Origin of the sequence: Corallococcus sp. AB045 (assembly GCF_003668895.1) — a bacterium.
Taxonomy (GTDB): Bacteria; Myxococcota; Myxococcia; order Myxococcales; family Myxococcaceae; genus Corallococcus; species Corallococcus coralloides.
Genome location: NZ_RAWN01000118.1, coordinates 17,074 through 31,093 on the forward strand (window position 1 = coordinate 17,074; position 14,020 = coordinate 31,093).

Annotated in this window: 3 protein-coding genes and 1 pseudogene; 3 read left to right on the plus strand and 1 reads right to left on the minus strand. The window is 74.5% G+C overall.

The features are described 5' to 3' along the window. Positions 1 to 11: 11 nt before the first annotated feature. Positions 12 to 9,551 carry a flagellar hook-length control protein FliK gene (locus D7Y21_RS25540; protein ID WP_121716271.1) on the minus strand — a complete coding sequence of 3,180 codons (9,540 nt, stop codon included), beginning with the start codon at positions 9,549 to 9,551 and terminating at the stop codon, positions 12 to 14. Positions 9,552 to 9,737: 186 nt separating this feature from the next. Here D7Y21_RS25540 and D7Y21_RS25545 point away from each other — a divergent pair, with 186 nt between their 5' ends. The 3 genes and pseudogenes from D7Y21_RS25545 to D7Y21_RS42980 form a co-directional block, all read left to right on the plus strand. Continuing rightward, on the plus strand, positions 9,738 to 12,173 hold the full coding sequence (locus D7Y21_RS25545; RefSeq protein ID WP_370039209.1) for a protein kinase: 2,436 nt from the start codon (positions 9,738 to 9,740) through the stop codon (positions 12,171 to 12,173). 114 nt (positions 12,174 to 12,287) lie between these two features. Then, positions 12,288 to 13,034: a subclass B1 metallo-beta-lactamase gene (bla, locus tag D7Y21_RS25550; protein ID WP_233612276.1), complete on the plus strand. Its 747-nt coding sequence runs from the start codon at positions 12,288 to 12,290 to the stop codon at positions 13,032 to 13,034. Between the two features lie 133 nt (positions 13,035 to 13,167). Beyond that, a pseudogene (locus D7Y21_RS42980) lies at positions 13,168 to 13,892 on the plus strand (IS3 family transposase); the annotation flags it as partial. Positions 13,893 to 14,020: the final 128 nt, after the last annotated feature.

Below are 14,020 nucleotides of genomic sequence, written 5' to 3' on the forward strand. Positions count from 1 at the left end.
CGCGCTCCAGGTTAGGCGTCCAGCGACGCCAGGGCCAGTTGGCGGAAGGCCTCGCTGCGGGACAGCACCGCACCCACATCCACGCTGGCCGGGTCACCGCCACGCACGTCCGAGTCCAGCCGCGCCAGCACGCGCCCCGCCGCCAGCGACGCGGGCATCGCGCGCCAGGCCGCCACCACCGCGTCCTCCCACGCCAGCACCGCGCCGGGACGGGTGAGCTCCACGCCCTCCAAGCCCAGCGCCAGCGCCAGCGCGCACAGCCAGCCCAGCTCCACCGCGCCGAAGCAGCCGAGCGCGCCCGCTCCCAGCACCAGCGCGTCCGGCGACGTGAGGTACGCCTCCACGCCGCCGCGCGGGTCCACGGACACGCGCACGCCTTGCGCGCCCAGCGACTCGAGCACCGGCTTCAGCGCGACGTGCAGCCGCGCGAGGCTCTGTTCCGTCACCGGCACCAGGCCGTCAGGCTCCGGGTGATGGAAGTCCTGCGCGGGACGCTCCAACCTGGACACGGGCGCGCGCGGCGCGGGGGCGTCGCTGCCCACGAGCGCGGCTCCGATGCCGTCCGTTCGCTCCGCCTCCGGACGTCCCAGGGCGTGCAGCGCTTCCGCGTACAGCGTCCAGCCGTCCACGTCCGGCCACTTCTCACGCAGGAGCGCGGGCCAGAAGCGCACCGCGAGCACCGCGCCGTCAGGGGACGGAGAGAAGCGCTCGGTCACCCACCGCGTCAGCGCGGGCGTGAGCTGCTGCGCGTCCGCGAGCCGCTCCGCCAGGCGCACCGCCGGGCCCACGAGCTGCGCGTCCAGGTAGCCGCGGAGGATGACCTCCAACTCCGCGGGGTCCTGCGTGAGGCGCTCGCGCAGCCGCAGCGCTTCGCCCACCAGGCCGCGCGCTTCCGCGAACTTCACGCGGCGGGCCAGCCGCTCGTCCGTGTCCGGGAGCTGCTCCAGCTGCGTGGCCGCTTCGGCCCAGCGCTGCTGCGCTTCGTAGGCGTCCGCCAGGCGCTCGCGGTACGGCGCCCACGCTTCGGCGCCCGCGAGCTTCGCGAGGGTGTCCGCCAGCGTGAGGAACACCGTGGACTCGCGCGCCTCGTCCACCAGCGCGAGCAGCGACTGCACGGCGGCGAGGCTGTCCGCGTCGTCGGTGAGGGCGGCCTCGAAGGCCTCGCGCGCCTCGGCGGGCTGGGCCAGGGGGCCCTGCAAGAGTTCGCCGCGCTCCAGGTGCAGCAGCGCGCGCGCCTTCGCGTCCTTCGTGTCCTGGGCGATTAGCGCCAGCGTGCGCTCCGCGGACTCCAGGCGGCCCAGCTCGCGCTCCAGGGTGTAGCGCTCGCGCAGCAGCTCTTCACGGCGCGCGGGCCAACCATCCGCGGCGAAGGCCAGGGACTCCAGCCTCGCGGGCTCCGGCAGCGCGCGCACGCGGACGAGAACCGCTTCGGCCAGTGCTTCCGGCTCCAGGCCCAGCTCCGGCAACAGGAGCATCAGTCGCGCGCCGAGGCCGGGCTCTCCGCCCACCTCTTCCAGGGCGCGCAGACGCGCGAACACCGGGGCCGGACGGGCGCGCAGTACTTCGTCACGCAGCGCCACGGCAAAGGCGGCGTCACGTTCGTAGGAGAGCGCCGCCAGCTCCAGCAGGCCTTCCCACTCCGCGTCCTCGCGCAGTCCGTCCGCCAGCGCGGAGGCGTGGGCCGGGTCCGCGTCCGGCATCGCGACCAGGGCCCAGAGGGCCACGCGCGTGCGGGCCACGTCGCCCGCCTGCGCGGCCATGGCCAGCGCGTCGGTGTACTCGCCCGCGGCCATGGCGGGCGCGAAGCCAACGTCCAGGGCGCGCGCGAAGGCGCCCAGACGAGCGAAGCGCTCGGCCAGCTCCGACGCGGACAGCATGTCCGGCGCGTCGGTGGCGATGCGCTCGACGACCTCCAGCGCCTCGCCCATCTCGCCCGCCTTCTCCCAGAGGCCGGCGGCCTCCAGCAGCAGCGGGGGACGCTCCTCTGGCGCGGCGAGCCGGGCCGCCTGCAACAGCGCGCGGGCCGCGCGGGGCGCGTCTCCGGAGGCGCGGTGCAGGTGCGCGACGAGCAGCGCGGCGCGCAGGTCCGGCTCCGTGGCGACGGCGGCCTTCGCGGCCTTCAGCGCGTCTTCCAGCAGGCCTGCCTTCTCGAAGGCGCGCGCGGCGGCCACCAGCAGCGACACGCGCTGCTCGCCCGACACGAGCTCCGCGCGGGCCACGCGCACCTCGGCGCGGCGCGCGTGCGCATCACCGAGCAGCGGCTCCAGTGCCTCCAGCGCATCGGCGTAGCCGGCACCGGAAGCACCCCGAGCCACCACGGCCTCCAGCGCGTCGCGAGCGGCTTCCTCGCGGGCCGAGCCCTTCGCCAGCTCCGCGAACTCCAGCCGGAGCACCGCGGACTCGTCCGCGTCGTCCGTGAGCGGAATCAGCCGCTCCAGCGCGGCGAGCAGCTCCGTGGACTCCTTGCGCGCACGCAGGCCGTCCACCAGCGCGCGCAGGGCGGCCGGGCTCTCCGGATCCGCCTCCGCCGCGCGGCGCGTGAGGGCCCACGCCGTGTCCGCGTCCGACAGCGACTCGTTCGCCACGGACGCGGCGGCGAGCAGCAGCTCCGCGGCGCGCGAGCCTCCCGCGGCCTCCGCGCCCGCTTCGTAGATGCCCAGCAGGTCGCCGTGGCGGCCCAGGGCGCGCAGGCCCTCCACCGCACGGTCGATGACGCCCGCGTCCGCCGGGCGCAGCCGGGCCAGGGGCACCAGCGCGTCGATGGCCTCGCGCGGGTCGTCGAAGAGGTCGGCCGCGCGGCGCAGCAGCACCTCTTCCGTCGCCGCGTCCTGGGCCCTGCGCGCCAGCTGCAACGACGCCCGGTACAGGCCGGGGCCGTTGCCCGTGCGCGAGTGCACCTCCGCGAGCAGCGACAGCGCCTCACCGCCGCGCGCGCCCTCCGGCTCCAGCGACACCACGGCTTCAAAGGCATCCGCCGCGTCGTGGAACGCGCCCGACGCGAGCGACGCATGGCCCAGGCGCAGCCACGTGCGAACGCGCACCGGCACCGGCAGCGAGTCCCCGCCCAGCGCCAGCACCCGGCGGTCATACGGCTGCGCGGCGGCGGGGCCTCCGCCCTGGGCGGCCAGCTCGGCGCGCGCGCAGAGAGCGTCCACGTCACCGCCCGCGCGGCCCAGGTAATCGTCGAAGGCCTCCGCGGCCTTGAGCGCTTCGCCTGCGTCCAGCAGGCGCTGGGCCCGCTCACGCAACAGGGGCAACGCGTCCTCGGGGGTCACGGCCTCCGCGCGCTGGCCCAGCAGGTCCGCCAGCCGGCGCACGTCTCCGGCGGCGCGCTCGCGCACGTGCTGGAAGGCCTCCGCGTTGGCGGGATCAAGCTCGAAGGCGCGATCCTCACAGAGGATGGCGCGCTCGCGGGCACCTTCTTCGCGGAAGGCGCTCGCGGCGGCGAGGTAGCTCGCGGCGGCCTCGGCGGGCGCCTGGCGCTCGGCGCGGCGGAGCATCAGCTCGGCCAGGGCCTGACGCTCCCCGCTCTCCTCCAGGTAGGCGCGGTGGCGCGTGAAGACGGGCTCCCGGAACGGGTCCGCCTCCAACAGGATGGCGTCGAACTCGGCGGCGTCCGCGGGGCGGCGCACCTGGTGCAGCAGCTCCGCGGCCTGCGCGGTCAGGTTCAGGTCGTCCGGCTTCGCGGCGCGCGCGGCGATGAGCGCGGCGGCGGCGGCCTCCGGCTTGTTCGCGCGGTCGCGGTAGAGGACCGCGGCCTGGTACAGCAGCGCCGCGTGACGGTCGGCGTCGAGCTCCGACTCCGCGCACTCCTCGTACCAGGCGGCCAGCTCCGCGAGCCGGCCGTCGCGCTCCAGCAGCTCCGCGAGCAGACCTTCGGCTTCCGTGAGCCACCGGTCCTGGCGCAGGGCCTGGCGCAGGAAGCCCTCCGCCTTCGGCGTGTCCGCGAGCTCGCCCAGGTTCAGGCGCGCGAGGCGCAGCAGCACCGCCGCGCCCTCGCGCGTGCCCGTCATCCGGGGCAGCCCGCGCTCCCACCAGCGCGCCTCGGCGGCCGCATCGTCACGGCGCTCGGCCAGGGCCGCGCCCATGCGCGCGGTGTCCAGCTCCGCGGCCAATTCGAAGGCACGCTCCAGCGAGGCCTCCGCCGCGTTCAGGTCCAGCTTCACGTCGCGCAGTAGCTCCGCGCGGCGGCGCTCGCACGCGGCGGCCTCGGCGTTGCGTTCACCGGCGGCGAGCAGGTCACGGGCGTTGGCGAACGAGCGCAACGCTTCGTCCGTGCGGCCCATCGCCTCCGCGAGCCGGGCCTCCTCGTCGTAGGCCGCGAGCGCGGCGTCCACGTCCCCGGCCTGGAGGCTGAGCGCGGCCACCGGTTGGAGCTCCGCCATGAGCTCCGACGTGCGGCCCGTCTCGCGATAGAGGGCGACGAGCCGGCGGCGCAGCGGCAGGGGCTCCTTGGCCATCTGCGCCGCGTGGGACAGCAGCGATGCGGCGATGGCCGCGTCCGCCAGCGCCTCGCGCGCCCGCTCCGCCAGCGACACCAGCCGCGCGACGGTGTCCTCGGACGGCGCCAGCACGCGCGCGTGGGCGACGCGCACCTCGAAGGCACCGCGCGGGTCGTCGCGCTCCAGCAATGCGGAGAGCCGCTCCACGGCGCGCTCGCACAGCGGACGCTGCGTGAGCAGGTACCGGTACGCGGCCACCGCGCGCTTCACGTCGCCGGACTGCTCGGCCAGGTCGCCCAGGCGCAGGCTCGTGGCCTCCGCCGCCTCCGGGGCCGCGCGGAAGTCCGCGGCCTGGACCAGGGCCTCCTGCAACGGCAGCGCTTCGCGCACCGCGCCGCGCAGGTAGAGCAGGTCCGCCAGCGTGGCCAGGTCCTCGCCCTTCGCGGGCACCCGCTCATGCGCACGACGCGCCAGGGCCAGCGCCCGGTCCAGCTCCTGGGCCTGCCGCGCGTAGGTGACACCCTCGCGCAGCAGCGCAGCGGCCTCGGCGGCGTCGGCGTCCTCCGCCGCGGCCTCCAGCAGGCCCGCGGCCTCCAGCAGCTCTCCGCGACCGGCCACCAGCGACACCAGCCGGCGGCGCACCGCCGCGTCCTCCGGAGCCAGCCGCAGCGCCTGGCGCAGCGCGGCCTCGGCGGGCGCGCCCTGCCCCAACCGGTCGAGGTAGAGGCTCGCGAGCTCCGAGTACAGCGACGCGGCGGCGGCGGGCGGCGCGTGGGGCGCCTCGGCGGCGAGCAACTCCGCGAGCCGGGCCCAGTCCTCCAGGTCGCGCAGCACGCGCTGCAACGCGAGCGTGGCTTCCTCGTGGCGCGGTGCCAGGCCGAGCGCGGCTTCCAGGTCGCGCGCGGAGTCCTCGCGGTCCCCCTGGCCTTCGAGCAGCGCGGCGCGCATCAGGAGCGCTTCCACGCGGCGGGCGATGGGCCCCTGGCGCGCGGCCTCGGCCAGCGCGGCGGCTTCGTCCGCGGGCTTGCCGTCGCGGCGGGCCAGCTCGGCGAGCTGGAAGAAGGCATCGCACCGCGCGTCGGCGGGCGGCTCCAGCGCGATGGCGGCGCGCAGCGCGTCTCCGGCGGAGGCGCGCTCGTCCTTCTCCAGCAGCACGGTGGCCAGGGCCAGCAGCCGCTCCCGGGCACGGGCGCCCAGGGTGGCATCGGCGGCCACGGCGCGGCGCCACGCATCCAGCTCCGCGGGCGCGTCCGACGCTTCACGCGCCAGCTCCGCCAGCATCAGCAGCAACGGCGCGGGCCGGCGCGACAGCTTCGCGGCCTGGGCGCAGTCGTCGCGCGCGGGACCCGTGCGGCCGGCGCTCCGGTGCAGCATGGCCCGGCGCGCGAGCAGCTCGGAACGGGCCTCACCCGACGCGGCGGACACCAGCGTGCCCAGCAGCTCCAGCCGCTCGGACTCTTCTTCCGGGGTGCCCGTGCCGGGCGGAGGCAGCAGCTCCAGCAGCGCCTGCGCCGCCCACGCGTCCTGCGGCTCCTCCGCCAGCAAGCTGCGCAGCGAATCCGCCGCGGCGCTCGCGCGGCCCAGGGAGAGGCACAGCTCGGCCAGCTCGCGACGGGCCTGACGGCGGGCGTCTCCGGCGAGGCGCGGCCACAGCTCCACCAGCAGGTCCGCGAGGGCCTCGCGGGCGCCGGCCTTGCGGTGCAGCGAGGCCAGCTCCAGCCGCGCGTCCAGGTCCTCCGGCGTGCGCGCGGAGAACTCCGCGAGCAGGCGCCGCGCCGCGTCCGTGCGGTTCGCGCGCACGGCGGCGGTGGCGGCCTTGCGCGTGAGGGCCACACGCTCCGCTTCGCGCGGGGCATCCACGTCCGCGGGCGGCAGCGCCAGCACCGCCTCGAAGTCCTCCAGCGCGGCGCGGGCATCCGTGGCCAGACGCAGCTCGCCCCGGCGGATGCGCGCGGGCGCGAACGTCGCGTCGCGCTCCAGCGCCTCGGCGAGGAAGGCCTCTTCGCGGCTCGTGCCCGCGGCCAGCAGCGACGCGCGGAAGAGCAGCTTCGCGCCCGCCCGCTCATCCGGCACCAACGTGGCCCGCCGCGCGTACAGCCGCGCCGCCTCCAGCTTCTCGCCGCGCTCCAGCTCCAGCTCGGCCAGGGCCTCCAGCACTTCCGCGGCGAGCGGTCCCTCGGGGCTCGCCTCCAGCGCGGAGGCCAGGCGCATCAGCGCGGCGGCCTTCTCTCCGCGCTCCAGCAGGGCACGAGCGCTCTGGAGGAACAGCGGCGCCGCCTCCTCCGCCCGGTCCGCGCCCGCCAGCGCCTGCGCGCGCGTGGCCCACAGCTCGGCCAGCGCCTGCGTCTCGCCGGCCTCCGTGTAGAGGGCCTCCAGCCGCGTGGCGAGCACGTCGTCCAGCCGCCGCAGCGGGAACGCCTGCGCGTACGCGGCGATGGCGCCCTCGCGGTCACCCAACAGCTCGCACGCCCGGCCCAGCCGAGCGCGCACGTCCGCCAGTTTCTCCGGCGCCGCGGTGCGCGGCAGCGTGGCCAGCAGCGACTCCAGCGCGCGACGGGCGTGCTCGGGCCGCTCGCAGCGCAGGCTCAGGTCCGCCAGGTCCAGCAGCACCGCCGCGTCCGGAGCGAGCCGCGCGGCCTTCTCCAGCGCCACCAGCGCGTCACCCACGCGACCCAGCCGCGCCTCCAGCACGCCGGCCAGTTCGCGCAACGCCGCCGCCGCCAGCCGCTTGTCGCCCTGCGCTTCCGCCACGCGCGCGCGGTCCTCCAGCGCGGTGGCGAGCCCCGCCAGGTCGGAGCGCTTGCGCTGCAACGCGCACAGCTCGCCCAGCGCCGGCAGGTCGTCCGGCTCCGCGCGCAGCACTTCCTGCAACGCGTGCACGGCGAGGTCCAGGTCGAAGGCCAGGTCGCGCGCGGCCACCGCGAGGCGGCGGTACTTCTGCGCCCGCTCCTTTGGCTCCGTCGTCAGCCGCGCCAGCGCCGCGAGGCAGCGGGTGAGCTGCGCGCCGTCGCGGCGGGCCTCGGCCAGCGCGAGCAGCGACTCCAGCGCGGGCCGGTGGTCGCCATCCGCCTCCAGCGCGAGCGTGAGCAGCTTGTCGGCCTTGTCCGCCAGTTGGAGCTTGCCCCGGTACAGCTCGCCCGCTTCGGCCCACAGCGCTGCGCGGGCCTTCGGCTCCTCCTTGAGGGCGGCGGCCTTCTCCAGCGCCTCGGCCAGCTCCTGCGAGCGGCCGGTGACGCGGAAGTACGGAATCAGTTCGTCCAGCGCCACCGCGTCGCGCGGATCCAACGCGAGCGCCGCTTCCAGGTGCTCACGCGCCCGCGCCGGGTCGCCCAGCTTCGTGCGCGACAGGCGTGCCAGCGCGTGGTGGCTCTCGTGCGCGGCGTGACGGACGCTCTCCGAGCGCGGCGCCGGCCCCGCCAGCTCCAGCGCCTGCTGGTAGCCGCTCAGTGCCTCCTGCAACCGGCCCAGGCCTTCGGCCACGCGCGCGGAGGCGAACAGCGGCTCCGGCTCACCGGGCAGCAGCGACACCGCCTCGCGGTAGCGCAGCAGCGCGTTCTCCGGCTGCTTCAGGCCCTCTTCCCACACCCGGCCCGCGAGCAGGTCTGCCTGTCCCACTCGGTCCAGCTCATGGCGCGCCATGGACACTTCGCGCAGCCGGTCCAGCGCCTTCAGCGCGCGCAGGTGCTCACCGCCGCGGTGGCACAGCTCGCCCAACAGCAGCAGCGCGTCCGGCTGGTCTGGCGACAAACGCAGCGCGGCCTCGCAGTGCAGCCGGGCCCCCGCGATGTCGTCCTCCGTCTGCGCGCACAGCCGCGCCAGATGCACGTGCGCGTCCGCGGCCTCCAACGGATCGCGAGCCAGGGCCGCGAGCCGCCGGTACGCCCGCACCGCGCCCGCCCGGTCGCGCGCCTGATCCGACGCGCGCGCCAGTGCCTTCAACGACGGCAGGTGGTCCGGCTTGAGGCCCAGCAGCTCATGCAGCGCCTTCACCGCCACCTGGGGCGCGGTGTCGCGCGAGGAGCGCGCGGCGGCCTCGGCGGCGAAGAACGCGGCGGCCTCTTCCGACGTGCGGCGGGCCAGCGCGCACAGCGCCAGGTAGCGCTCCGCCGCGCGGGCACCTTCGCCCCGGCGCTCGCGCACCACGGCCTCGCCCCACAGCGCCGCGGGGCTGCGGTCGCGTCGGCGCGACAGCGTGGCCGCCACGTCCAGGGCCAGGTCATGCGCCTGCGGATCCGCGACGAGCAGCGCCAGCAACCGCTCCGCCGCGAACGGGTGCGCGTCCTGCGCGTCACCGGCCTGGAGGTAGGCCTGCCGCGCCTCCGCGAGCCGTCCCTGCGCGACCAGGCCTTCCGCGTCCGCGAAGGCCCGAGCGCCCTCCAGCGCCAGCATCAGCTCCTCGTCCGGCGCGGCGGGCGGCGGCAGCCCTCCGGCGGCGAAGCGCAGGCGCAGGCCCGTGCTGGAGACCTCCGCCGCGGACAGGCGCGCGGTGTCCAGCGTGGGCACCTTGTAACCCCGGCTCAGCGCGGCCAGCTCACACAGCGAGGGCAGCACGCGGGTGGAGAAGCCGGTCGCGCCTCGCACCTCCACGTCCGGCAGCAGGCCCAGCGCGCCCACGGCCTCGGACAACAGGCCCGGCAGCTGCACCGACGGCGTGGCGGAGAAGCCATACAGTCGCACGTCGTAGACGTAGACGGCCAGCCGGTCCCCGTCCGCGTCGAAGGCGATCTTGAACGTGAACGGCGTGCGCTCCGGCGCCGGCAGCCGGCCCTGGCCTTCCAGGTAGCCGGGGCGGAAGTGCAGCCGCAGCTCCTCGATGCCCGCGAGCCGCCCGGCCAGCTCCGCCACCTTGCGCGTGATGAGGTCCGCGTCGACCGTCAGCTCCAGGAAGCCGAAGAGCAGCTTCTTGCGCTGGTAGCGCGTGGCGCCCGCGCTGACGTTGAACGGGAAGCTGACGTCCGGAATCTGGAGCGCGAAGTCGGCGATGCGCAGCCCTGGCTGGACCTCCAATGCCGGAAAGCCCACGAACGCACGCCGATCCAACAGGCGAAGCTCGGGGGCGGCGCCAGAAGCAGGCGCGACGGGCTTGGGGGACTCGCTATCAGTGGCCATCGGAGGAGGCTGGGGAGGCTACCATGACCCCTAAGCCCTGGAATTTTTAGGCAAACCCCCGCCTGGAAGGCAGGCGGCGGGGCACGGCGTACCCAGGCGTTGCCCAGGTGATTCCGTCCTGGAGGAACGTCATGCGCCCAAAGCGGAAGCCGTGCAAGATGCCGCGCCGTGCTGGCCCCCGACGCACTGGTTCTCGACGGTCGATTCCGGGTTCTCAAGCCCCTGGGCTCTGGGGGCATGGGTGAGGTGTACCTGGGCGAACAGGTCTCCCTGGGCCGCAAGGTCGCCATCAAGGTCCTCCACCACGATCTGCACGCCCAGGCCGGCATGGCCGAGCGCTTCAAGCGCGAAGCGCGCCTCCTCTCCGCGGTGGAGCACCCGGCGGTGGTGCGCATCGTGGACTTCGGCCAGTCCGGCGACGCCGCGTGCCTCGTCATGGAGTTCGTGGAGGGGCAGAGCCTCTACGACGCGCTCCAGGGCGGCCCGCTGCTCGCGCCCCGCGGGCTGGCGCTGCTCCAGCAGCTGGCGGAAGGGCTGGCCGCCATCCACGACAAGGGCATCATCCACCGCGACCTGAAGCCGGAGAACGTCCTCATCTCCCCGTCCGCGCGCGGAGAACAGGCGCGGCTGTTGGACTTCGGCATCGCGCGGCTGGTGGAGCCGGAGGCGGGCAGCGCGCTCAGCCAGGTGGGCGTGGTGCTGGGCACGCCGGAGTACCTTTCTCCGGAGCAGGCCGTGGGCGCGAAGGTGGACACGCGCAGCGACCTGTACTCCTTCGGGGTGCTGGCCTACCGCGTGCTGTCCGGGCGGCTGCCGTTCGACGGGCCTTCGCCGCGCCACTTCCTGTCGCAGCACGCCTCGCACGCGCCGCTGCCCCTGGATCGCGCGGCGCCGCAGCTGTCGCGCTACGTGGGGCTGCTGTCGCTGGTGATGCGGCTGCTGGACAAGGATCCGGCGAAGCGGCCCCAGACGGCGAACGAGCTGGCGGACGCGCTGGGCCTGGCGCACGCGGCGCTGATGGCGTTCACGCCCAGCCAGGGCACGCCCATCGTCCATGCGAACACGACGCCCTCCGCCGGCACGGCCGCCTTCGGAATGAACCCGGCGGCTCCGGCCGTCCCGGGTTCGGGCACGGCGGCGTTCGGCGTGAATCCCGCGCCCGCGAGCCCGGGCGCTGGCACGTCGGCGTTCGGCGTGGCGCAGGCTGCGCCCTCGGTGACGGCGCCTCCAGTGCAGGCACAGCCGCGCACGGGCACGGCGGCGTTCGGCACCACGGGCCTGCTGTCGGGCGCGCTGGGAGCGGTGACGGGCGGCGCGGCGGTGACGAAGGCGCAGAACGTGACGGTGATGCTCACCGACATCCAGGGCTTCACCGACCGGATGAGCCGGCAGACGCACGAGGAGAACGCGCGGATGCTGGACACGCACGACCGGCTGCTGATGCCGCTGGTGCGCGAGCACGACGGCAAGCTGGTGCAGAAGCGCGGAGACGCACTGGTCGCGGTCTTCCGGGCCCCCAGCGCCTCCATCCGCTGCGGCATGGCGATGCAGCAGGCGCTGTGGCGCTACAACCAGACGGTGCCGGAAGAGCATCAGCTCCACGTCCGCGTGTGCCTGCACGCGGGCGAGGTGCTGGTGACGAACGACTCCGTGCTCGGCGAGCCGATGGAGGTCGTGAAGGCGGTGGAGCACGTGGCCGCCGCGGACGAGGTGACCTTCACCGAAGCCGTGAACATGGTGCGAAACCGCGCCGAGGCCGCCGCCGAGCCCTGCGGCACCATTCCCCTGCCCGGGCGCGATGAGAAGGTGCAGCTGTACCGGGTGACGCGCGCGACGGAGGGCTCGCCGTTCGGCGCGGCGCTGGGCCTCCACGAGCCCGGGACGAAGCAGTCACCGCTGGCGGGACTGAGCACGAAGGTGCGTCAGGGCATGGCCTTCCTGCGTCAGCGTCCGCGCGCGACGGCTGGCGCCGTGGGAGCACTGGTGCTGCTGCTGGGAGCAGGCGTCGCCTGGACGGTGCACGCGAATGACCCGCTGGTGCAGGCGCGCGGGCTGCTGAACGAAGACAAGCCCAAGGAGGCGCTCCAGCGGTTGGAGGCGCCAGGCGCACCGGATGACGCGGAAGCGACGCGGCTGCGCGCGGTGGTGAAGCACGCGCTGAACCGGCACAACGAGGAGCACGGCCTCATCCTGGGCCTCGACGAGGAAGGCAGGAAGGCGCCGGAGCCGCGGCTCCTGGACGGGCTCGCCGCGGACTTCGGAGACAACGAGAAGGACCTCTCCGCGCGTCGGGCCCTGGAGGCGCTGCCCGCCACGACGGTGCGCTCCCATCTCGAGTCCCTGGCCCGGGGAGCGCCCTCGACGAAGCAGTGGGGCGCGCTGCGCTATCTGGACTCGAGGGACAGCGAGGGCCTGGACCTGGTGGGACTCTACTCCACGTCGTTGGAGTCCAGCGACTGCGGCGTGCGCACGAAAGCAGCGTTGCGGCTGGTGAGCCTTGGCAACCCCGCCGCCCTGCCCGCCCTCACGCGCGCGGCGGGAAACCCTCCCGGAGGCAAGGCCTGCAACCCGCAGACGTTCAACCGGGCCATCGAAGAGCTGAAGAAGAAGTCCGCACCGTAGCGCGGCTCCAAGGACGCGCGTGTGTCACGCAAGCCACGCGCTTCATGCGGATCCGCTGTGCATCCATCTTGCACTCGCGGCGGGCTTCCCATGCGTTCCCCTCTCTGGAGCCTCATGAATCCACTGCGCTGCGGTCCCCTCCTGCTCCTCCTCACGGCCTGTGCCTCCACGCCCTCCGTGCCGCCTCCCCCTTCCCAGGAGGAGTTCGTGCTCGCGAAGGACGTCCGAGTGCGGCGCATGGCGCCTGGCGTGTGGATGCATGTCACGGAAGCGGGCGGAGACTGGGCGGGTGTGACCGCGAACGGGCTCCTCGTGGAGGACGGTGACGCGTCCATCCTCGTCGACACCGGCTGGACGCCGGAGCACGCCCAGGCGCTGCTCACCTGGGCCCGCGACACGCTCCACCATCCGGTGCGCGCCGCGGTGGTGACGCACTTCCACGTCGACCGGACCGGCGGCATCCCCACGCTCGACGCGCAGGGCATCCCCGTCCACGCGCGCGAGGACACGGCGCTGCGCGCTGGCAAGCAAGGCAACCCCGTTCCCTCGAAGCGGCTGGCGGATGCGCAGGACTTCGGGCCGCTGTCGGTGTTCTTCCCCGGCGCGGGGCATTCGCCCGACAACCTCGTCGTCATGCACCCGGCGTCAGGCATCCTCTACGGCGGCTGCTTCATCAAGGACGCCCACGCGAAGAGCCTGGGCAACCTGGAGGACGCGGATGTCGCCGCGTGGCCCTCGAGCATCCAGCGCGAGCGCGAGCACTTCCCCAACGCTCGCATCATCATCCCCGGTCACGAGCAGCCCGGCGGACCGGAGCTGCTCGACCACACCGAGGCCCTGCTGAAGAAGGCCTCGCGCTGAAGCGACCGCCTCACAGCGCCCAGCGGATGAGGTAAGCCGATGGGTGTTGTCCTCGTGAGAGGAAAAGCACCATTTGAGCCTCCCCGGACTTTGTGGACACCCGAGATGAGGTGACCGAAGGATGTCCACGACGATGCCGAGACGAGAGCGCAGGACGTACACGCCGGAGTTCAAAGCCCGGGCGGTGAAGCTGGTGCTGGAGGAGGGCAAGTCCCGGGCGCAGGTGGCCAAGGACCTGGACCTGACGCGCAGCGCCTTGGAAACCTGGGTGAGGCAGGCCCGCGCCGATGCGGGCCAGGGGCCATCCGGGGCGCTGACGACGGGCGAGAAGGAAGAACTCGCCCAACTGCGCCGCGAGGTGCGCCAGCTGCGGATGGAGCGTGAAATATTAAAAAACGCGGCGGCCTTCTTCGCCAGGGAGAGCACGTGAGGTTCGCGGCCATCCAGGAGGAGAAGGCGCACTACCCGGTAGCCCTGCTGTGTCGTGTACTGAAGGTGTCCCGGGCGGGCTACTACGCCTGGGAAGGGCGGGAGGTGTCCGCACGGCAGAAGGCCAACGCGGTGCTTTCGGAGCGAATCCGGCAGGTGCACCAGGACAGCCTCCGCACCTACGGCAGCCCACGCGTGCGCGCCGAGCTCAAGGCCCAGGGGCAGCAGGTGGGCCGGCACCGCGTGGCCCGGCTGATGCGCGAAGCCGGGCTGCGGGCTCGCCGACGCAGGAGATTCGTGCACACCACGGACTCCAAGCATGGCCTGCCGGTGGCGCCCAACGTGCTGGCTCGCGACTTCAATCCACCCAAGCCCGACCAGGCCCGGGTGACGGACATCACGTACGTGCCCACGCGCGAGGGTTGGCTCTGTAACCGTCCGGCCAGTGACGTGCCGGGAGGCTTGATGACAAACGCGGACCGTGCTCGGCGAGCGCCGCGAGGAGCGAGCTGTTCAGGGACTGGGCTGGAGGGGTGACTCGGGCGGGTCAGCGGCGC